This is a genomic window from Allobosea sp. P4_E12, assembly GCF_056401655.1.
Genome location: NZ_JBFUIY010000017.1, coordinates 43,722 through 62,876, shown reverse-complemented (window position 1 = coordinate 62,876; position 19,155 = coordinate 43,722). Strand labels below are relative to the sequence as shown.

At 65.3% G+C, this 19,155-nt stretch carries 28 protein-coding genes and 1 tRNA gene; 15 read left to right on the top strand and 14 right to left on the bottom strand.

The genetic code is table 11. The features are described 5' to 3' along the window. The first annotated feature begins 160 nt into the window (after positions 1-160). Positions 161-538, top strand: a complete 378-nt coding sequence (locus AC1DW9_RS21455; protein WP_441507915.1) for an endonuclease domain-containing protein — start codon at positions 161-163, stop codon at positions 536-538. Positions 539-650: 112 nt separating this feature from the next. Next, positions 651-2,246 (top strand): citramalate synthase, encoded by a 1,596-nt coding sequence (gene cimA, locus AC1DW9_RS21450; RefSeq protein WP_441493072.1) that lies wholly within the window; start codon positions 651-653, stop codon positions 2,244-2,246. A gap of 141 nt (positions 2,247-2,387) precedes the next feature. On the opposite strand, the gene AC1DW9_RS21445 is transcribed toward cimA, so the two are convergent. Then, positions 2,388-2,735, bottom strand: a complete 348-nt coding sequence (locus AC1DW9_RS21445) for a hypothetical protein (RefSeq protein WP_441493071.1) — start codon at positions 2,733-2,735, stop codon at positions 2,388-2,390. Here AC1DW9_RS21445 and AC1DW9_RS21440 point away from each other — a divergent pair. From AC1DW9_RS21440 to AC1DW9_RS21420, 5 genes are all read left to right on the top strand, one after another. After that, on the top strand, positions 2,734-2,910 hold the full coding sequence (locus tag AC1DW9_RS21440) for a hypothetical protein (RefSeq protein WP_476775665.1): 177 nt from the start codon (positions 2,734-2,736) through the stop codon (positions 2,908-2,910). The genes AC1DW9_RS21445 and AC1DW9_RS21440 overlap by 2 nt on opposite strands. Positions 2,911-2,913: 3 nt before the next feature. After that, a complete protein-coding gene (locus AC1DW9_RS21435) occupies positions 2,914-4,827 on the top strand; it encodes an ABCB family ABC transporter ATP-binding protein/permease (protein WP_441507903.1) in 1,914 nt (637 codons plus the stop codon). Between the two features lie 99 nt (positions 4,828-4,926). Next, positions 4,927-5,418 carry a hypothetical protein gene (locus AC1DW9_RS21430; protein ID WP_441493068.1) on the top strand — a complete coding sequence of 164 codons (492 nt, stop codon included), beginning with the start codon at positions 4,927-4,929 and terminating at the stop codon, positions 5,416-5,418. Positions 5,419-5,430: 12 nt separating this feature from the next. After that, complete coding sequence (locus AC1DW9_RS21425; RefSeq protein WP_441507902.1) at positions 5,431-6,024, top strand: hypothetical protein; 594 nt, start codon at positions 5,431-5,433, stop codon at positions 6,022-6,024. After that, positions 6,021-6,533 (top strand): hypothetical protein, encoded by a 513-nt coding sequence (locus AC1DW9_RS21420; RefSeq protein ID WP_441507901.1) that lies wholly within the window; start codon positions 6,021-6,023, stop codon positions 6,531-6,533. The genes AC1DW9_RS21425 and AC1DW9_RS21420 overlap by 4 nt, the downstream gene beginning before the upstream one ends. 9 nt (positions 6,534-6,542) lie before the next feature. On the opposite strand, the gene AC1DW9_RS21415 is transcribed toward AC1DW9_RS21420, so the two are convergent. After that, entirely contained in the window at positions 6,543-7,007 is a 465-nt protein-coding gene (locus AC1DW9_RS21415) for a GNAT family N-acetyltransferase (protein WP_441507900.1), read from the bottom strand. 232 nt (positions 7,008-7,239) lie between these two features. On the opposite strand from AC1DW9_RS21415, the gene AC1DW9_RS21410 reads away from it, so the two are divergent. Together AC1DW9_RS21410 and AC1DW9_RS21405 are read left to right on the top strand one after the other, a co-directional pair. Further along, positions 7,240-7,938 (top strand): phosphatidylserine decarboxylase, encoded by a 699-nt coding sequence (locus AC1DW9_RS21410; RefSeq protein WP_441507899.1) that lies wholly within the window; start codon positions 7,240-7,242, stop codon positions 7,936-7,938. Between the two features lie 95 nt (positions 7,939-8,033). Further along, positions 8,034-8,885, top strand: a complete 852-nt coding sequence (locus AC1DW9_RS21405; RefSeq protein ID WP_476775666.1) for a CDP-alcohol phosphatidyltransferase family protein — start codon at positions 8,034-8,036, stop codon at positions 8,883-8,885. A gap of 155 nt (positions 8,886-9,040) precedes the next feature. Here the strand turns inward: AC1DW9_RS21405 and AC1DW9_RS21400 are convergent, their stop codons facing one another. Then, positions 9,041-9,424, bottom strand: coding sequence for a hypothetical protein (locus tag AC1DW9_RS21400; RefSeq protein ID WP_141739951.1), 384 nt, complete (start codon positions 9,422-9,424; stop codon positions 9,041-9,043). Positions 9,425-9,752: 328 nt separating this feature from the next. Here AC1DW9_RS21400 and AC1DW9_RS21395 point away from each other — a divergent pair, with 328 nt between their 5' ends. From AC1DW9_RS21395 to AC1DW9_RS21380, 4 genes are all read left to right on the top strand, one after another. Further along, positions 9,753-10,361, top strand: coding sequence for a Maf-like protein (locus AC1DW9_RS21395; RefSeq protein ID WP_476775735.1), 609 nt, complete (start codon positions 9,753-9,755; stop codon positions 10,359-10,361). Between the two features lie 93 nt (positions 10,362-10,454). Continuing rightward, positions 10,455-11,276, top strand: a complete 822-nt coding sequence (locus AC1DW9_RS21390; protein ID WP_476775667.1) for an SDR family NAD(P)-dependent oxidoreductase — start codon at positions 10,455-10,457, stop codon at positions 11,274-11,276. After that, positions 11,269-11,478 (top strand): DNA gyrase inhibitor YacG, encoded by a 210-nt coding sequence (gene yacG, locus AC1DW9_RS21385; RefSeq protein ID WP_074471494.1) that lies wholly within the window; start codon positions 11,269-11,271, stop codon positions 11,476-11,478. The genes AC1DW9_RS21390 and yacG overlap by 8 nt, the downstream gene beginning before the upstream one ends. Before the next feature lie 88 nt (positions 11,479-11,566). Then, positions 11,567-11,642 (top strand) — tRNA-Phe (locus tag AC1DW9_RS21380). A 9-nt stretch (positions 11,643-11,651) separates the two neighbouring features. Here the strand turns inward: AC1DW9_RS21380 and AC1DW9_RS21375 are convergent. The 10 genes from AC1DW9_RS21375 to AC1DW9_RS21330 are packed head-to-tail and all read right to left on the bottom strand — an operon-like array spanning position 11,652 to position 17,406. Then, positions 11,652-12,731 (bottom strand): tyrosine-type recombinase/integrase, encoded by a 1,080-nt coding sequence (locus AC1DW9_RS21375; protein ID WP_476775668.1) that lies wholly within the window; start codon positions 12,729-12,731, stop codon positions 11,652-11,654. After that, entirely contained in the window at positions 12,728-12,943 is a 216-nt protein-coding gene (locus AC1DW9_RS21370) for a hypothetical protein (RefSeq protein WP_476855176.1), read from the bottom strand. The genes AC1DW9_RS21375 and AC1DW9_RS21370 overlap by 4 nt, the downstream gene beginning before the upstream one ends. A 2-nt stretch (positions 12,944-12,945) precedes the next feature. Further along, the gene (locus AC1DW9_RS21365; RefSeq protein WP_476775670.1) at positions 12,946-13,125 is read right to left on the bottom strand and encodes a hypothetical protein; all 180 of its coding nucleotides are present in this window, start codon (positions 13,123-13,125) and stop codon (positions 12,946-12,948) included. Then, positions 13,122-13,751, bottom strand: a complete 630-nt coding sequence (locus AC1DW9_RS21360; RefSeq protein ID WP_476775671.1) for a TRM11 family methyltransferase — start codon at positions 13,749-13,751, stop codon at positions 13,122-13,124. The genes AC1DW9_RS21365 and AC1DW9_RS21360 overlap by 4 nt, the downstream gene beginning before the upstream one ends. Further along, a complete protein-coding gene (locus AC1DW9_RS21355; RefSeq protein WP_476775672.1) occupies positions 13,748-14,431 on the bottom strand; it encodes a putative quorum-sensing-regulated virulence factor in 684 nt (227 codons plus the stop codon). Before AC1DW9_RS21355 ends, AC1DW9_RS21360 begins: the two co-directional genes overlap by 4 nt. 3 nt (positions 14,432-14,434) lie before the next feature. Further along, positions 14,435-15,484 carry a recombinase RecT gene (locus tag AC1DW9_RS21350; RefSeq protein ID WP_476775673.1) on the bottom strand — a complete coding sequence of 350 codons (1,050 nt, stop codon included), beginning with the start codon at positions 15,482-15,484 and terminating at the stop codon, positions 14,435-14,437. Next, complete coding sequence (locus AC1DW9_RS21345) at positions 15,481-16,509, bottom strand: YqaJ viral recombinase family protein (protein WP_476775674.1); 1,029 nt, start codon at positions 16,507-16,509, stop codon at positions 15,481-15,483. The genes AC1DW9_RS21350 and AC1DW9_RS21345 overlap by 4 nt, the downstream gene beginning before the upstream one ends. Further along, positions 16,506-16,826: a hypothetical protein gene (locus AC1DW9_RS21340; protein WP_476775675.1), complete on the bottom strand. Its 321-nt coding sequence runs from the start codon at positions 16,824-16,826 to the stop codon at positions 16,506-16,508. The genes AC1DW9_RS21345 and AC1DW9_RS21340 overlap by 4 nt, the downstream gene beginning before the upstream one ends. Beyond that, positions 16,823-17,035, bottom strand: a complete 213-nt coding sequence (locus AC1DW9_RS21335) for a hypothetical protein (RefSeq protein WP_476775676.1) — start codon at positions 17,033-17,035, stop codon at positions 16,823-16,825. Before AC1DW9_RS21335 ends, AC1DW9_RS21340 begins: the two co-directional genes overlap by 4 nt. Beyond that, a complete protein-coding gene (locus AC1DW9_RS21330; protein ID WP_476775677.1) occupies positions 17,035-17,406 on the bottom strand; it encodes a hypothetical protein in 372 nt (123 codons plus the stop codon). Before AC1DW9_RS21330 ends, AC1DW9_RS21335 begins: the two co-directional genes overlap by 1 nt. A 219-nt stretch (positions 17,407-17,625) precedes the next feature. Between AC1DW9_RS21330 and AC1DW9_RS21325 the strand changes: the two genes are divergently transcribed. Then, positions 17,626-17,889: a hypothetical protein gene (locus tag AC1DW9_RS21325; protein ID WP_476775678.1), complete on the top strand. Its 264-nt coding sequence runs from the start codon at positions 17,626-17,628 to the stop codon at positions 17,887-17,889. Positions 17,890-18,081: 192 nt separating this feature from the next. Here AC1DW9_RS21325 and AC1DW9_RS21320 read toward each other — a convergent pair whose 3' ends face one another. Continuing rightward, positions 18,082-18,915 carry a S24 family peptidase gene (locus tag AC1DW9_RS21320; RefSeq protein WP_476855175.1) on the bottom strand — a complete coding sequence of 278 codons (834 nt, stop codon included), beginning with the start codon at positions 18,913-18,915 and terminating at the stop codon, positions 18,082-18,084. On the opposite strand from AC1DW9_RS21320, the gene AC1DW9_RS21315 reads away from it, so the two are divergent. After that, positions 18,914-19,150 carry a hypothetical protein gene (locus tag AC1DW9_RS21315; protein WP_441505415.1) on the top strand — a complete coding sequence of 79 codons (237 nt, stop codon included), beginning with the start codon at positions 18,914-18,916 and terminating at the stop codon, positions 19,148-19,150. The genes AC1DW9_RS21320 and AC1DW9_RS21315 overlap by 2 nt on opposite strands. The last annotated feature ends 5 nt before the right edge of the window (positions 19,151-19,155 follow it).

The following is a 19,155-nucleotide window of genomic DNA, read 5'->3' as shown; positions in this document are numbered from 1 at the left end:
CCCCTCTCCCCTTGCGGGAGAGGGTTGGGGTGAGGGGTCGCGCGACGCTTGCCGGCCTTCGGCTCATTCTGCTTCAACCGGACAGGGAAGCGCGACCCCTCATCCGGCCGCTGCGCGGCCACCTTCTCCCGCAGGGGGAGAAGGGGAGCATGCGCCGTCGCTGCGTGCCAAGCTCGGCCAGCGCGCGCGCTCGATGCGCAAGGAGCCGACGGAGGCCGAGCGCAAGCTTTGGCACCTCCTGCGCGACAGGCGGTTCAGCGGTTTCAAGTTCCGTCGGCAGGTCCAGATCGGTTCCTATATCGTCGATTTCGTGTGTCCGTCGAAGCGACTGATCGTCGAAGCCGATGGCGGCCACCATGCAGAAAGCACCTATGACGCCGTTCGGGACGCTTGGCTGAAGGAGCAGGGCTTTCGCATTCGTCGCTTCTGGAACGCCGATATTCTTCGTCGTGGCGACGAGGTCCAGGACACGCTTTGGCACGATCTCGATGGAGCGACGCTCCATGAGACGGACATGACATGGGAAGTGAAACGATGAACCGGGATGCCCCGAAGATCCGGCGCGCCGGTGCGCTCTCGGTCGCCATGAAGCTCGTCATGCTCGCCATGGTGATGCCGCGTGTGCTGCGCTATCGGATGAGGGCCGGGCGATGAGCGCCCGCGTCCATCTTTTCGATACGACGCTGCGCGACGGCGCCCAGACCACCGGAGTCGACTTCTCGCTCGACGACAAGCGCGCGGTCGCCGCCATGCTGGACAAGCTCGGCATCGACTATGTCGAGGGCGGCTATCCCGGGGCGAACCCGCTCGATACCGCCTTCTTCGCGGAGAAGCCGACTTCGAAGGCCAAGTTCGCTGCCTTCGGCATGACCAAGCGGGCAGGGCGCTCGGCCGCCAACGACCCGGGCATCGCTGCCCTGCTCGAGGCGAAGGCCGACGCCATCGTCTTCGTCGCCAAGAGCTGGGACTACCATGTCCATGTCGCGCTCGAGATCTCGCTCGAGGACAATCTCGAGGGGATCACCGACAGCGTGAAGGCCGCGAAGGCGGCCGGACGCGAGGTGATGCTCGACTGCGAGCATTTCTTCGACGGCTACAAGGCCAATCCCGACTATGCGCTGGCCTGCGCGCGGGCAGCCTATGAGGCGGGCGCGCGCTGGGTCGTGCTTTGCGACACGAATGGCGGCACCTTGCCGGACGAGGTCGGCGCCATCGTTGCCGAGGTCGCCAAGGTCGTGCCGGGCGATCATCTCGGCATCCATGCCCATGACGATTGCGGCTGCGCCGTTGCCAATTCGCTGGCGGCGGTCGAGGCGGGGGTCCGCCAGATCCAGGGCACGCTGAACGGGCTCGGCGAGCGCTGCGGCAACGCCAATCTGGTGACGCTGATCGGCGCGCTGAAACTGAAGGACAGGTATCGCGAGCGCTTCAGCATCAATGTCGACGAGCAGCAGCTCGGCGAGCTGACCCATGTTTCGCGGGCCCTCGACGAGATGCTGAACCGCGCCCCGAACCGGCACGCGCCCTTCGTCGGTTCGTCTGCCTTCGCGACCAAGGCCGGCATCCATGCCTCAGCGGTGCTGAAGGACCCGCGCACCTATGAGCATGTCGCGCCGGAAGCGACCGGCAATATCCGCAAGGTCCTGATCTCCGACCAGGGCGGCAAGTCCAACCTCGTTGCCGAGCTGGAGCGCATCGGCGTGACGCTTGGGCGCGACGATCCGCGGCTCGGGCGCCTGCTCGACGAGCTCAAGGACAAGGAGGCGCAAGGCTACGCCTTCGAGGGGGCCGACGCCTCCTTCTTCCTGCTCGCCAAGCGGATCCTGCGCGAGGTGCCGGATTATTTCACGGTCGAGCGCTTCAAGGTGAATGTGGAGCGCCGCTACAACGCCAATGGCGAGCTCGTCACCTTCTCCGAGGCGATCGTGAAGGTGCAGGTCGGCGACGAGCTGCTGATCTCGGCTGCCGAGGGCTCTGCCGGTCCGGTCAATGCGCTCGACGTCGCCTTGCGCAAGGATCTCGGCCGCTATCAGTCGCTGATCGGCGGCTTGCGGCTCGTCGACTACAAGGTCCGCATCTTCCAGGGCGGCACCGATGCGGTGACGCGCGTCCTGATCGAATCCGCTGACGAGACCGGCGAACGCTGGACCACGGTCGGTGTCAGCGCCAACATCATCGACGCCTCGTTCCAGGCGCTGGTCGACTCGATCACCTACAAGCTGATGCGGGCCGGCGCGACGGCGTAAGCGACGAGGGCTTTTGATCCGCCGCGATTCCCGGGTGAGGCGCAGCGCCCACCTGGCAATCATTCTGCGGATGAGCGTTCGGCGGTGCCGCCGCGGTCGGGAATGGCCGGGACGAGGCCCGGCCATGATGGCCCTGGCGGCTCAATCCGTCAGGCGGATCGTCTTTTCCCTGCAGAGATCGACGCCGTCATTGTCGTTTTCGACCTCGTCGCTGAAGCGACCGAGCACGAAATAGCTGCAGCCTGCCGGCTTGTTGAGTTTCAGCACGGCGCTCTTTCCGGGAGCGAGCGGCTTGGCGAGTTTGGCGACGAGGCGGGGCTGTTCACCCGAGGTGGTGATTTCGAGCGTGTTCAATGGCACGCTGCGGGCATTGGTTACCTTGATCTGTGCCGGCGGCCGCGCTGATTGCGCCAGGGCGGGAAGCGTCGCGAGGCAGAGTGAGACGCTGGCGCCGATCAGGCCGGCAAGGATAACCCGTTGAGCTCTCATGGCTGTTTCTTTCCCCGATCCGAGCATTGACCGCTCCGACGCCATCTCACACCGGTCCTTCGACGAGAACAAGGCCAAGCCGGCGCGCGTGTTCCGCAATCCCCGACTTGCAGCAAGGCTCATGCATTCGCCCGCGATCGCGGATATATGGGCGGTTCAACTTGGAACTGTTTGAAAAATGTCCCCGCCTGCCGCGCCGCCTCCAGCGTCGAACTTCGCCCACTCGGCCGTCCTGCAACCCGGCTCCGGCTTTGTCGCGACCTTCCGTGCGCTCTGGCCCTATCTCTGGCCACCGGATCGCGCCGATCTACGCAAGCGCGTGGTCGCGGCCTTCATCCTGCTGGTCATTGGCCGCATGGTGCTGATGGGCGTGCCCTTCACCTTCAAATGGGCGACGGATGCCCTGGCGAACACGCCGACCAGTCTCGGGCGCTGGCTGCCCTGGCTGGTCGGCGCACCGCTGACCCTGACGCTGATCTACGGGCTGGCGCGCGTCGGCTCCTCGGCCTTCATCCAGATGCGCGACGCGTTGTTCGCACCCGTGTTCATGCATGCGGTGCGCACGCTGGCGCTGCAGACCTTCGGTCATCTGCATTATCTCTCGCTGCGCTTCCATCTCGAGCGCAAGACCGGCGGTCTGACCCGCGTGCTGGAGCGCGGCCGCAACGGCATCGAGGAAATGGTCCGCCTCGGCCTGAACCAGTTGGTGCCGGTCGTGGTCGAAGTCGCCCTGATCACCGCCGTGCTGCTGACGATGTTCGACTGGCTCTATGTCGTCGTGCTGGTGGTGATGGTGACGACCTACATGGCCTACACGATCAAGGCCACCGAATGGCGCATCGCCATTCGCGGCGCCATGAACGAGTCCGATACCGACGCCAATTCGAAGGCGATCGACTCGCTGCTCAACTATGAGACGGTGAAGTATTTCGGAGCAGAGGCTCGCGAGACAGCCCGTTACGACCGTTCGATGGCGCGCTACGAGCGCAATTCGATCAAGGCCTATACCTCGCTCGCCTGGCTCAATTTCGGACAGGCGGCGATCTTCGCGACGGGCCTGACGATCTCGATGGTGATGGCGGTGCGCGGCTTCCAGGCCGGCACGCATACGGTCGGCGATTTCGTGCTGATCAACGCCATGTTGATCCAGCTCTACCAGCCGCTGAATTTCATGGGCACGGTCTATCGCGAGATCAAGCAGGCGACCCTCGACATCGGCGAGATGTTCGCCCTGATTGGCCGCGATCCCGAGATCCAGGACCATCCGGGCGCCCCGCCGCTTCGCGTCGATGCAGGCGAGGTCCGCTTCGAGGACGTGCATTTCGCCTATATCCCTGAGCGGCCGATCCTGAAGGGTATTTCCTTCACGGTGCCGCCGGGCAGGACGATCGCCATCGTCGGCCCGTCCGGCGCCGGCAAGTCGACGATTTCGCGCCTGCTCTTCCGCTTCTACGAACCGGCCAAGGGCAGGATCATGATCGACGGGCAGGATATCGCCGCGATCCAGCAGGTCAGCCTGCGCTCGGCGATCGGCATGGTTCCGCAGGACACCGTGCTGTTCAACGACACGATCGAGTACAATATCCGCTATGGCCGGCCGGATGCGACCGAGGCCGAGGTCGAGGAGGCGGCGCGGCTCGCCCAGATCGACCGCTTCATCCGGTCGTTGCCCGACGGCTATGAGACCTCCGTCGGCGAGCGCGGCCTGAAGCTCTCAGGCGGCGAGAAGCAGCGCGTCGCCATCGCCCGCACCATCCTGAAGGGGCCGCCGATCCTGGTGCTGGACGAGGCGACCTCGGCGCTCGATTCCTTCACCGAGAAGGAGATCCAGGACGCGCTCGACCGGGTCAGCGAGGGGCGCACGACGCTGGTCATCGCCCATCGGCTCTCGACCGTAATCAATGCCGACGAGATCATCGTGCTGGACAAGGGCCTGATCGTCGAACGCGGCCATCACCGCGAGTTGCTGGCGGCGGATGGCGTCTATGCGGCGCTCTGGAACCGTCAGCGCCAGGTCGACGAGGCCAAGGCGACGCTGAAGCGCGCGACCGAGGAAGAAGAAGAGAGTGTGAGAGTGACCCTGACGCAGTAGTCGGGGCGACGGAATTCTCTCGCCAAACGCGGCCTGCTTCCTGCATGCTATACTCCGCCGGTTTCACACGAAGCCGGTGGAGCATTGCGGGGGCTGCTCATGTTCGATCCGACGACCTTCACCGGCTTTCATACCTGGCTCAGCCTGATCGCCATCGTGGCGGGTTTTCCCGTCGCCGCGGCCATGCTGAAAGGGCACACGCGGCCGCGCTGGACCGGAATTTTCCTCTCCACCGCGTTTGCCACCAGCGCGACGGGCTTCGGCTTTCCATTCAACGGCCTCCTGCCCTCGCATATCGTCGGTGCGATCTCGCTCATTCTGGTCGGCCTTGCCGGATACGCCCTCTACGCTCGCAGGCTCGATGGCGCCTGGCGGCGGATCTATGCGGTCACGGCGATGCTCGCCTTCTATCTGCTGATCTTCGTTGCGGTCGCGCAGGCTTTCATGAAGGTGCCGTTTCTCCAGGCCATGGCGCCGACCCAGTCAGAGCCGCCCTTCGCGATTGCCGAAGGGCTCGTGCTGCTGATCTTCGTGGTGCTGACCTATCTCGCCGCGCGCCGCTTCGTCCGCAGCCCGACGGCGCTCGCCTGAGGATTGCGTGGCTTGCGTGGCGATGGCTCGCTCCCACGCAACTGGCCGATCCTTGCCTGCCGCGGTGACACCATGCTGAAGCGCCTGCGCCTGACCGGGGCGCTTCTCTTCTCCATCCTGGCCGCGGACCGGGCCGCTGCCGCGACGGAGCAGGGCTGGGAGCTCTGGATCGTCAAGCCGGGACGGCCGGGCATCGTCCAGACGTGCTCGCTGCTCAGAATGTCGCCGTCGCCGCTTGAATCGACACTTCCTCCCGATCGGCAACCGCTTCGGCTCGATGAGGCGCTCTCGATACGCTGGCAGGGCGGATATCTCGTGCAGGGCGGCGCGCCCGAGAGCCCCGCAGCGAAGCGGGGCTGGAATCCGGCCGATAGTTGCTTCGTCCTGATGGTTGCGGGCAAGCCTGTCGCGGCCGGCGCTGTCCTGCCGCGAGCCTCCGCTCAGCTGCTTCGCTTCGATACTCTCGTGGTCCAGGAGGACCGGGCAGGCCAGCGGCTCGCCTTCGAACTGCTCCCGCATTTTCCGGCGGATGTCATGCTGCCGGCCCCTGCGCCCTGGGCGGCGGCGCTCGGTGCGCTCAGCCGCCCCTCAGGGGCCACGCGATGACGGCAGCGAAGCGCTTGCGAGCGGTGTTCGGGCTCGGCGCCAGCCTGGTCCTGGCGCTGTCGGCCATGCCTGTGCAGGCCTCCGGCACGAAGAAAATCGGCAACTGGGTGGTCATTACCAATGACCGGCAGGGCGGGCGCAAGGATGTCGCGGCGGTGCTGAGCGATAGAGAGGCCCATGTCGGCCTCGCGATCCGCTGCATCGAGGCCAGCCTGTCCATCGCCTTTCTGCCGCTGAACAATGACGGACTGTTCGGCAAGGCGGGGCGGGCGGCTGCATCCTTCGTTCAAGCCGATGGTCAGCCGGCGGTTGAACTGGCGGGCGCGGTCGGGGCGGACCGGGCCGTGCATGTTGCGCGCCCGGCGTCCCTACTCGGATTGATCCTCGGCGGGGCCGAGATGAGTGTGTTGATCCCGGCTCAGGGCAGCGGGGCGGTTTCTGCCGATTTCGACCTTGCATCCGGCCGGAGCGCGCTGGCCGAGCTTGTCGGGCAGTGCCCGGCCGACTGACGGCTACGCTCAGTCCAGCTCCAGCCGGTAGCGCAGCTTCAGGCGCTCGCCGCGGGCATAGCTTTCGTAGTTTTCCGGGATCGTGACCTCTTCGACGAGGACACAGCCGAGCCTTTCCAGCGTGCGGCGGGAGGCGAGATTGTCGGGCGTCGTCGTCAGCCAGAGTTCGCTGAGGCCGCACGCCTTGGCCAGGGGAAGCAGCGCCGTCACGGCTTTGCCGGCGAGGCCGCGCCCGCGATAGGCTGGCTCGACGGAAAAGCCGATCTGCCCGGCGAGATGGGTCAGGAGATAGCTCGCGCCTGGCCGCAGGCTGATCGTGCCGGCGGGCTCAGCCTCGGCCAGGATGTCGAAGCGATAGGCGGCGGCGCGCCAGGGCGAGGTTTCCGGCGAATAGCTCCTGCTCAGCCGCAGGCTGACATCGTCACAGCCAAGCCTGGCCAGAAGAGCCGTGTCGATATCGCCCGCCTCCGCCATGTCCCGCACTCCGCACCAATGCCATGGCTGCACTTCTAGCCGTTCCGCTGCCCTGTCTGGAAGACGCGGCGGCAAAGAGGCGGAGTTTCGTCTGCCACAAGGGGCGCGGCATGCGGCCTCTTCCCCCGGAGCGCCGAACCCCGTAAATCACGCGGCAATGCCTGCCGCCCCATTCGGGCCGCAGGGGAGCGTCACTCTGCCGACGCGCTGACAAGACCAAACAGGATTGCCCATGTCGCTCGTCGATTCCGTCCGCAAAGTGATCGTTCCCATCCACAAGGAGGGCTACGTCTTCATCGCGATCGCGCTGGTGGCGACGATCGTGCTCGCCAATCTTTGGTCGCCCTTCGGCTGGCTCGGCGCGATCATCACGATTTGGGTCTGCTATTTCTTCCGCGATCCCATCCGGGTCACGCCGCAACGCGAGGGGCTGGTGATCTCGCCGGCCGATGGCCGCATCAGCCAGATCGCCTCGGCGCTGCCGCCGCCGGAGTTGAACCTGCCGGCCGAGCCGATGACGCGCATCTCGATCTTCATGAACGTCTTCGATTGCCATGTGAACCGCGCCCCGGTCTCGGGCCGCATCATCAAGATGGCCTATACGCCGGGCCTCTTCCTCAATGCCGAGCTCGACAAGGCGAGCGAGGACAATGAGCGCAACGCGCTGGCGATCGAGACCCCGGCCGGCACGGTCGGCGTCGTCCAGATCGCAGGCCTGATCGCGCGGCGCATCGTGCCCTTCGTCAAGGAGGGCGATGCGATTGCGACCGGCGAGCGTTTCGGCCTGATTCGCTTCGGCTCGCGCGTCGACGTCTATCTGCCGACGAGCGTGATTCCGCTGGTTGGCGAAGGCCAGACCGCGATCGCCGGCGAGACCGTGCTGGCCGATGTCTCGGCCAGCGAAACACGGCGCAGCTTCCGCGGAATCTGAGCGCTTTCGACATCCCGGAGCGCCGTGATGCGGCGCCCGGGATGATCGCCGACTGCTCCTAGCCTCCGGGCCTAAAACCGCGTATTCCGGCTGGCATGAGCGATCTCTTTCCCCCCTTCGAGCCCGAGCAGGCTGAATCGAAGCGCACGCGCTTCAAGGCGATCCCGTTTCGGCTGATCGCGCCCAATGTCATCACATTGCTGGCGCTCTGCCTCGGCCTGACCGCGATGCGGCTCGTGGTCGAGGGCAAGCTCGAATCGGCGACGATCTTCATCCTGATCGCTGCCGCGCTCGACGGCGTCGACGGCCGCCTGGCGCGCATGCTGAAGGGCACGTCGCGCTTCGGCGCCGAGCTCGATTCGCTCTCGGATTTCGTCAATTTCGGCGTCGCCACGGGCTATGTGCTCTGGATTTTCGTCCTGCACGATCTGCGCTCCTTCGGCTGGATCATCGTGCTGACGCTGGCCTGCGCCATGGCGCTCCGGCTCGCGCGCTTCAACGTGATGATCGACGATCCCAATCGTCCCGACTGGCAGAAGAACTTCTTCGTCGGTATGCCGGCGCCCGCGGGCGCGATCACCGCGATGCTGCCGCTCTATCTGCATTTCATCGGTGTGCCGGTGCAGGAATATGGCGCCCTGCTGGTCGGGATCTATATCCTGTTCATCGCCTTCCTGACGATTTCGCGCATCCCCTGCTATGCCGGCAAGACGCTCGGCACCCGCGTGCCGCGTGAGAAGGTGCTGCCGCTCTTCGTCGCGGTGGTGGTGGTGGCGGGGCTGCTCTTTGCCTACCCCTTCGAGATGCTGTCGCTGATCGTGCTGGCCTATCTCGCGCTGATCCCGATCAGCGTTGCGCGCTATCGCAAGCTCGAGCGCGAATACAACGCCGGCCTGGTGGAAGCTCCGTCCGAGGGCGGCAAGACGCCCGTGTCGGATACCGACTAGGGCGTCGGCCCGAAAAGTGGATTGCGGTTTTCGGAAAAGCCGACGCGAGCGCGCCAAAGCGTCGGCCCGAAAAGTGGATTGCGGTTTTCGGTAGAGCCGATGCAAGCACAGACGATTGGATTATCGGGTCGGACGCGAAATCCGGTCGCTATAATCTAGCGGCGGCGGCTGCTCAGCCGCGCCGCATTGGCGCGGGTTCGTTTCGAGAATGGCTCGAGGGTGTTGCTGGTCGCCCGGGCGACCGCCTCGCTCATGTCGAGCTGGCTGAATGGGCTGAAGGCCAGATCCCACCAGAACAGGCTGACAGCCTGGCTCGCGGCGAGGCCGCTTTCCATCACCGCGGAAACCTTCTCGGTCAGGGCCTTCGTCGCCTCGCGCTGGCCGCGCCGGTCGCCGAGCGCGCCCTTGAGCAGGATCGGCATCCGCATCGCGATGGTCAGCCCGGCCTCGGCCTGCATCGTCATGACCTTGCTCACGAGCGCCTGCGCTTCCACTCCCGTTCCCAGAGCGGAACGCGGACGTCGGGTCGATGTGGTCATTTCGGTGAAGGGCTCCGGAACACGGGACAGGTCGGAAAGGACTCCGGCCTCGCAAAGAGGCCGCGTCTGCGGGCCGCAGGCTTTAATGTGTCAAGTGAAAGGCTGAAACGCAAGGGCGAGGCTGCGTATTTTATGCGCAGTGAACATAACGAAATGGGTATTGCGCTCCAGGATTGCATTCGACGCGTGGCGGTTCAGAGAGATTTCGCAACCGGCGAAAATGATCTAGAGGCTTGGTCGGAGGGTGTCCGCCATGGGCGCCTGCGAGCCTCAGAGACGAACGCCCTTGAGTTTCTTCTCCACTCCCAAGCAGCCCGGCTGGCGGCCTATGCTGGTCCTGGCTTCGGCCTCTCCGCGCCGGCTGGCCTTGCTGGAGCAGGCCGGGTTGAAGCCCGACGCCATGCTGCCGTCCGATCTGGACGAGACACCGCTGAAAGGCGAGCGTCCGCGCGATCTTTCGCGCCGCCTGGCGCGCGAGAAGGCGCTGGCCGCGCGGGAAGGCGCGAAGAGCCGCCCCGATCTCGAAGGCTGCTACATCCTGGCGGCCGATACCGTGGTCGCAGTCGGCCGTCGGGTCCTGCCCAAGGCGGAGATCGTCGATGAGGCAGCTGCCTGCCTGCGGATGCTCTCCGGGCGCGCCCATCGCGTCTATACCAGCGTTGCCCTTGTGACCCCGGGCGGAGCGATCCGTGACCGCATCGTCGAGACGCGCGTGCGCTTCAAGCGGCTCTCGACCGAAGATCTCGAGATGTACCTCGCCTCAGGTGAGTGGCGCGGCAAGGCCGGCGCCTATGCCATCCAGGGCATTGCCGGCTCCTTCGTGGTCAAGCTCGTCGGCTCCTATACCGGCGTTGTCGGCCTGCCGCTTTACGAGACGGTGAACCTGCTCGGCGGCGAAGGCTTCCCGATCCGCTTCGGCTGGATGAATGTCGGCTGAGCGTCAGCGCATCTTGCCCTGACCTGCGGTTATCCCGATCCTGTCGCCGCTGCCGCTTCGGCAGCGCAAGGCGCGCAACCAGGGATGGGGCCGATGACGGAACGCTTGAGGGGCAAGGTCGCAATCGTCGCGGGCGCAGGCTCGATCGGGCCCGGCTGGGGCAATGGCAAGGCAACCGCGACGATCTTTGCGCGCGAGGGCGCCAGGGTGGTCTGCGCCGATCTCAACCGCGATGCCGCCGAGGAGACGGCAGCGATCATCCAGAACGAGGGCGGCCAGGCCTTTGCGGTCCAGACCGACGTAACCCGGGCCGATTCGATCGCCGATCTCGTCGGCCAGGCGCTCGGCCGCTATGGCCGCATCGACATTCTCGACAACAATGTCGGCATCGCCGAGGTCGGCAGCGTCGTCGATCTGCCGCAGGAGACCTGGGAGCGGGTCTTCAAGGTCAATGTCACCAGCGCCTTCCTGGCGATGAAACACGTCATCCCGGTGATGCAGCGCCAGTTTGAGGAGACGGGCGAGGGCGGCTCGATCATCAACATTTCCTCGATCGCCTCGATTCGCCACACCGGGGTGCCCTATGCCAGCTATTCCGCCACAAAGGCGGCGCTGAATCACCTGACCCGCACGACCGCCGTGCAATACGCGGCGCAGAAGATTCGCGTGAACGCGATCCTGCCCGGCCTGATGAAGACGCCGATGGTTGAGCATTCCGCCGGCCTCGCGCAGGCCTATGGCGAGGGCGACATCGCCGCGATGTGGAAGGCGCGCGATGCGCAGGTGCCGATGGGCCATATGGGCGAGGCCTGGGACGTGGCCTATGCCGCGCTCTTCCTTGCCAGTGACGAAGCGCGCTATGTCACCGGCATCGAACTCGTGGTCGATGGAGGCATCACGCTCAAATATGGCTGAGAATCAGGACACGTCACCCCCGCCGGCGCCGAGACCCTGCCCGATCTGCCGCAAGCCGGCGGTGCACCGCTTCAGGCCCTTCTGCTCGTCACGCTGCCGCGACATCGATCTCGGCCATTGGCTGAAGGGCAGTTATGTCATTCCCGGCGAGCCGGTGGAGGAGGCTGAAACCGGGTTACCCACACGCGAAGACGAGACTTGATCGGAAGCCGGCTGAAGCGACTGGACAGCCCGCCAATCACCCTCTATATCGCCCCCACCAACACGAAGCGCCTGGCGCTTCGCCGGATGCCCAGATAGCTCAGTTGGTAGAGCATGCGACTGAAAATCGCAGTGTCGCTGGTTCGATTCCAGCTCTGGGCACCATTCCTTCCTCTAAGCATTTGATTTTCCTCGCTTTGCGGGGGTGGTTTGCAAGCCGGTTTGCGAGCCCGATGTTCCACCGGCGTTCGCCACCTTTCCGATTGCCGATGTGGCCAGGTGCTCGCGCGATACCGCGGCGGTGTACCTTTCGACCTCTTTCAGCGTCGTGTGGCCGGTGATCGCCTGAATTTCGTGTGCCGTGCAGCCCGCTTCGGCCAGTCGCCGTGCGGCGGCCTTCCGCAGGCCGTGCGTCACGCAGGCGTTGGGAAGATTCGCAGAACCGATGGCGTCGGCCATCCAGTTGCCGAATCCATGCTCGCTGAAGGGCTTGCCGAACTCCGTCACCACGATGCAGCCGACATCCTTGCGGAAGGCGTCCAGCGACGGCGCCAGGCTCGGATGCTGGGCGATCGTCAGCTCGGCGCCCGTCTTCCCCTGAACGACCTTGACTTTGCCGTGCCGAACGTCGGTCCACAGCATCTTGCGAACGTCTCCCGAACGCTGGCCGGTGAATATCAGCAGGTCGAACGCCAAACGCTGACGCGTCCCAATGGCCCAGCGCGTTTCGAACTTCTCGATCTCGTCGTCGGTCCAGGTGTGCCAGGTGCCGAGCTTGTAGGTATCAGTGGCGGCGATCGGGTCATCCTTGCGCCAGCCCAGCTTGATCGCTAGCCGAAAGAGGTTCCGGAGGCGCTTGCGCAGATCCATGGCAGCGGCCGGCCGGTCGGCCATGTCGGTGAAGATGGCATCCAGATGCCGTGTCTCGACGGCCGCGGCTCGCTTGTCGCCGTGCTTGACCATGAACCGGTCGAATATCTGGCGCTCGACGTAGCGCGTGCGCTCGCTCTTGTCCTTGAAGCGTCCGGTTGCATAGTAGCGCTCGGCGAGGTCGCGCATAGAGCCCGGAATCGCCTTGGACTTACTGTCGGCTGCCGGCGCTGCATGTTGCTCAATTGCTTCGTGATAGGCGCGCATGAAGGCCGGTGAGCCGGGGGCATCTGGCAGGGCAATCGCTTTCACGCCCGGCAGCCGCAGATAGTGGCGCACCTTGCCGTGGCGGTCCTTGAAGCGATGGACATGCTTGATCGTCACTGTGACGCCCCCGCCGGCTGAAGAACCTCGTCCCATTCGTTGGCCTCCCCTGACTGCTCGGGGAGAATGACCGGTGCCGATTCGCCGTCAATGGCGTGTACGACGATTGTCCCGTCCGGCTTGATCTCGACCCGCCCGACACGCACGCCAGCGCTCGTCACCGCCTTCACCGTGCGCGTGATCGATGCCTGGCTGACGGGCGCGCGCGTCATGCTCATCCCTCCGCCTTCTGCAGAGCCTTGGCCTTCTCGCGCTCGTCTGCCTTGCGGATCTGGATATCGAGCGTGTTGAGCGCCTGGAGCGTCTCGATCGACATGAGGCCGCCATGCTGCTCGTCGATTCGCAGGAACCGGGCGACCCGGCGCGACGCGGTGAGGAGGGTTTCTTCGCTCATCGGTCGCCCTTTCTGAGCCAGCCGCCCAGGTGGCGGCCCTCGTGCCCGTGCCGCCAGACGAACCACGAGAAGTCCTTCGTGCCGCCACCCGGCGTCTCGCCGGCGGCGATCACCGGCCCGGGCGGCATCGAGGGGCGAGGGGTGAGGTCCAGCACTTCGGCAAGAGGCGTGCTCTCGAGCCAGCGTGAACGCTCGTCCCCGTGCCGCCATGTCGTGGGCAGGAGAAGCGCGACAACCTTCGCGGCCCGCTCCAGCGCCAGCCGCGCGAAGGCCTCGGCATGCTTGAAGGGTGGATTCGAAACGATCGCGTCGGGCTTCGACCATGAGGGCCGATGCTTTACCGCCGGCCAGGTGCCGACGACGAAGTCAGCCACGCAGTAAACGCCGCGGTGCGGCTGGTCGCGCCAACGCGGCGCGATATCGGAGCCCGCAGCAGTGAAGCCGGCCATGTCCGCGCTGTGGACGATACGGCCGAAGCCGCAAGCCGGGTCGAGGACGGTGCGGCAGCCTGAGAGGGCGCTGGAGGCGAAGAGCCGCTCAGAGACCCAGTAATCTTCCACATAGTGGTCGTCAGGGTGACGATCCCAGACGTGGCTCTTGCGCTCGCGGACGGCTGCGTCAGTCACGCCGGCACCCTCCGGCGCTCAACTTCGCGCTTCATCGCCGAGACGACGTCTCTCGCGTCCATGTTCTCGATGCCCCAGCGGAGATAGCCGTCGGGGAGATCGGCCATGTAGGCGCCTTTGTGCTTGCCAAACGGCATGCGGCTGATCTGGCGCGGCCGCTTCGTGATGGCGAGCATCTCCTCGACCGCATGGCCGCGGCCGATCAACGTCGCGAGGATGTGGGCGGTGACATAGGTATCCGGCCCGGCGCGATGGGCGGGGGTCGCCAGAGCCTCGTCGAGCTTCAGCCCGAGGTATTCAGGCAAGAGCGAGTTCTTGTGCGACGGGGCGTCAGGCAAATGGACGAGCGCGACCTTATACGTGCAGCACCAGGGTTTCCCGCCGCCACCGAAGAAGTTCTGCTCGAACTCGCAGTTGTGGGCGCAGAAGGCGTCCGCGCCGCGCATCATCTCGGCGAAGACGGTCTCGGGCACGGGCGCCCCGAACACCATGGCGTCGGTGATGCCGTGGATGGCCGTGACCTCGGCCGGGATCGGCCGGCCGGGATTGATCAAGCGCGAGATGGTCGGGGTGATTGTGACCGACCCACTTTCGACGATTACGTCGGTCCAGCCCGCCTCGCAGACCGCCGCGCTCGGCGGCAGCCCGGTCGTTTCAAAGTCGATGACGCGGATCAGCATGGATCAGGCCTCCGCCATCTGGGCGGACTTGTGCCCTTCCACCCAGGCTGCAGCTTCGGCCTCGCGGCCCTCGGCTCGGTATTCGCCCGGCATGGCGCGGGTGCCGAGGCCGGACTCCTTAGCTTCACGGCCGCGCTGATGAGCGTCGGCGATCGGGTCGCCCTGGTCGTCGCCATCGCCGCGCTGCTCGGTCTGCTGGTCGTCAGCATCGATGCGGCCGCTCGTCACCTTCACCGGCTGGTTCTCGAGCACTTCACCGTTGCCAGCATTGTGCTCGATCGCCGGCGTCGCCCGCGAGGGATTGGCGAGAGCGTCGAGTTTGCCAGCGAGTGACCGCGGTGCATTGCGCTGGGCGTCTTGGCGGGCGCCTTCGAAGTCATAGAGCGCGTCATCGCGGCGGATGACGTCGTCCAGGTCAGTGCTCATCGGCAGCCGCTTGGCGAGGCGCCGGAGCACCGTCTTGCGCGCCATCTCTCCCCACCAGGTCGTCCAAGGCCCTGAGTTCTTCGCCTTGCTGACCGAGCGCACCTTCTCGACCTCAGTGACGGTCATCACCTCGCGATAGGTGCCGCCATCCTTCGTCTTGGCGACGGCATAGACGATGCGCGGCTTGCCCGGATCACCGTCAAGGAAGGGCTCATGCTCGATCGTCTCGTCGTCGCCGAGCCGGTAGAAGAACTTGTCCTTCTCGTGGGCGACATAGGCCGAGATGCTGAGGAGTTCACCGCTGTTGCGGACCTTCTTCAGGATGCCGGCGATCATCGGCATCCACTGGACCTTCTGCCCGTAAATCACGAGCGCGCCGTCGCGGCCGTCCGGAAGCAGCCCGTCCTGCGCAGCCTTGAGAGAGGCCTCAAGCAGGCTGGTGCGATCAGCCCGCAGCAGATCCGGGTTTGAGCCGACCGCGGTCATGACGACGCGGGCGAAGCGCTCGACCGGGATATGGGCGGGGAGGGCCATCTTGAACTGGCCTTCCATCTTGTCGATGTCGCCGCGCGCGCGGGCGAGCGGGTTGGCCGGGGCTGACTGGGTCTGCTGGGCGACGGCGTTCACGCGGCCTCTCCTTCGATGCTGAATTTAGGATAGGTGTAGGAGCTCGCCGCCTGCGGCTTGCGGTTGACGCGGATCGTCTTGACCCTGACGACGCGGCCGTCGGCGGCTCTTCCCGCCGCGGCATTGCCGAGCTTGGCGAGCAACTCGACCTCGAGCGCCTTACGCTTCTTCTCCGCATCGGCGCCCGCCTTCTCGACGACCTTGAGTTCCGCCCTTTCGTCGAGGATGGCCGGCACGCGGTTGTCTGTGGTCCAGTCCACTTCCATGCCCTCGTCGCCGGCATAGGTGCTGCGCACGAGATCACCGTCCCGCGCATAGTCGGGATCGGGCGGGTCACGCTCCTCCACCCGGCGCCAGAATTCGGCGACCTCCTCGACGAGGCGCGACCAGACGCCGTCGTGGATCGGAATGTCGAACAGCTTCAGCTCGGTGTTGATCCCGCCGATCATCAGGGCGACGCAGGCCCACGACGCCCCGGTGAGCTTCGCCTCGACGATTGCCTGAATGGCAATCCAAGCCGGGATCTCGACTTCGCCATCCTCGTTGACCCACTTCTTGCGGAAGATCAGGCCGTCAGTGGTCTTAACCTGGATGATCCCGAGCCCAGGGATGTCAGGGCGCGTCGCAAAGACATCGGGCGTGGCGCCGATCCGCGCGGCCGTAATCCGGTAATAGGCATTGTTCGCCGCGAACACGGTCCAGTCTGGCTTAAGCAGCCGAACCATCTCGATGGCAGTCTTCTCGAACAGAGTGCCGCGCAGGATCGGCGGGAGGACGATCGAGTCCTCCGTCACGGTCGGAGTGACCTCCTCCTGCGGCGGGGCGAGGCCGGCCTTCTCGAGGTAGAGGCCATACCTCGTCGCGTACTGGTGCTCCTGGAAGAGCGCGCCGGCGACCGAGGCGGTGATGTCCTGCCCGCGAAGGCCCATCCACTGGTCGCGGTTCTCGATCGCGATGCGCTGGACGCCCGAGGGCAACAGGGTGAGGGCAAGCGCCTCAGGAGAAAGCTTCACAGGTGCGTTCATGCGAAAAGCCCCCAGTAACGAGCGAGCAGGGAAGGGATGGCGGCGAACAGGAGCAGCGCGGCGGCGGTGTCGCCGACGCGGTCGACCGACCACGCGACCGGGATTCTCCCGTCGTGCGTCGTGGTGCGATCGATGATGATCGGGAACACCCGGCGGGCAGTGCAGCCGAGCCGCTGGAAGTGCTCGCAGATGCGCTCTGCGGCTTCTTCGCTGCGATAGTGCTCGGCGTGCTGCAGCCGACCGGCGTCGACCGCATAGGCGATGTCACGCGCCTCGTTCAGGTCGACGGCCGGCACGAAGTAGGTGACCGCAGTCATGCCGCCACCTGCTTGTTGGTTCGCGCTTCGAGGATCGACCAGATCGCCAGTGCGGTCCGGACGTCGGCGCGGATGAAGAAGCGATACGGATTGGTGTCGAAGGACTGCCACTGCTCGCGGGTTAGGCCGGCCGCGACGAACTCGTGCGCGTCGATGCCGATCATGATCCGCAGGCGGTTGTGGAAGTCGTCGAGTGCGGTGCGGGGCATCAGCGTGCTTCCACGCCGACGCCGGCCTTGGCGTCGCGGTGTTCCTGCCAGCGGCGATCGTCGGCGTCGGCCTTGGCGGCGGCTTCCAGCTCGTCTCGAACGAAGTCGCTGATAGCGCCGGTCGTGCGGTCGTGCGCCTCGGCCGCCTTGACGATCATCGTGTGGAGGACGTCGCCGGCGAGCAGCTTGTGCATCGTGTGGATCGTGCTGAAGCGAGGTCCCGGCGTCGCGACGTCGATCCAGACGCCCTCGATCGTCCAAGCCCCGTCGGGGCGGGCGTTGAGGTCGAGATCGCCGTTGAACACGACCTGCGCATTCTTCACGGCGGGAAGGAGGTTCAGTTCTTCGGCCTGGTAGGTGACGGTTCGCATTTCTTCCCCCATCGGCGGGTGGCTGACGGGACGTATCGCTACATACTGTAGCGACTAATGTCAACACGCCATGTAGCGACTTCTCCGGAGGCGGCCCTTCGGGGTCTTCGGGTGGCGGAATGTCGCGAGCGCGTCGGCTCTGCGAATCGGGTCTGGACTCTTGACGCGAGCTGAGTCGTAAATGAGAACCTAACGAGAACGAATGACAGGGCGAGCGTGATGAGTATGGCTTGGTCGGAGCGCAGAATTCCGGTCCCACAGTTGGATCAATTGCAGGCACTGGAAGTGGCGTGCGACCCCTGCGGCAGAGGCAGGCGACTGGAGGAAGAAGCGCTTTCGGGCCTTGCGGAGCGGGGCTACCAGCGAATGGAAGATGTGCGCGGCAAGCTGGTCTGTGCAGCCTGCGGAGAGCGTCATCGGCTCTCGCTGATCCCAGTTTTCAAGCGAACAATCGTCGGCGCACGCGAAATTCGCGCGACGTAGAGCAGGCCGTAGTTCGTAAGCGGTGAGTCTGGCTCGACGGTCGGTGGGGCGCTCTGGGCGCCCCCTCTCGGCAACGTCGCAATAGCCCTGAACCGTCGAGGTGAGGAGCTATACTGGTTATAGGTTTATATCTCTGTCCCGCGTAGGCGCGTCGCGCGAATCCTGCGCGCACGTATTTGGCTCGCGAGAGAGCTAGCCCCAGAGCTCTTCGGTCGGGATTACGCGGAAGATACGAAGGATCTCCTGATTGCCGAACTCGAGGCGACCTGGCGGATTGAACTGCTCCACCACGACCTTTCGCGCATCGCGCGCTACCAGCATCTTCACAAATGCCTTGCCGGGCCGCCCTTCCTCGGTGGGCTTGAGCTCGACGACGACGAAGTCCTCGATCGCTGGCTTCTTCAGGTCGACGTAAACGCGCTCTCCGTCGCGAAACCTGGGCCACATCGACAGATTGGCTACACGGAGGGCGAACACCCCAGGCCGATTCAGCAGTCCCGGGGGGCGAACGACTCGGTCGACCACTTGCCCATTGAACTCGAAGGCGCTGTCGTCATCGTCGATGCTCGCCACCCCAACGCCGAGCTCTTCGATGTCGCGTACCGGAGGCGTCCACCGCTGCATCGCGGGGCCCTCAAGAATAGCGTTAGGCTCTTCGACATAGCCTCCAGGCGACGGAGAATTACCTTCCTGCGCTTCAGGTGCGATCGGGGCTTCGAAGCCGAATAGAATTCCTTGCGCGGTCACATCGACGCCTGCCGCCTTAAACCGGCGAGCGTRGGTTTCCGCGTCGTCCTGCCCGATTGTGCGCGAGCCGTTCTCGTGAGCGCGGTAGGTGGACTCAGCCCACTGATTGTCCAGCGCAGCCGATCGTGCTGATCGCCACCCGGCGCGCGCCCGCGCTTGCGCCAGGCGCTCTCCCTGCTGCTTCCTGATCTTATCGTCGGCCATGCTACGCATTGTAGCGGCCTGATCGCTACGCGCTGTGTTGACGCGCATCGCTACTTGTTGTAGCGATTCATCCATGGACAGCTTCTCATCAGTTATCGACGCCTTCGGCGTAAAGGCCGTCGCCGAGATCCTCGGGGTGAAAGAGAGCCATGTGCGCGTGATGAAGGCGCGCGGCTCGATCCCCGCCGAGTATTGGGGGCTTCTCATCGAGGCGGCCTCAAACCACGGCGTCATTGACCTCGACTTCGCGCTGTTTCGACGGCTCCGGGCTGAGAAATTCGCGCCAGCCGCCCGCGAGGTGGCCGCCTGATGAAC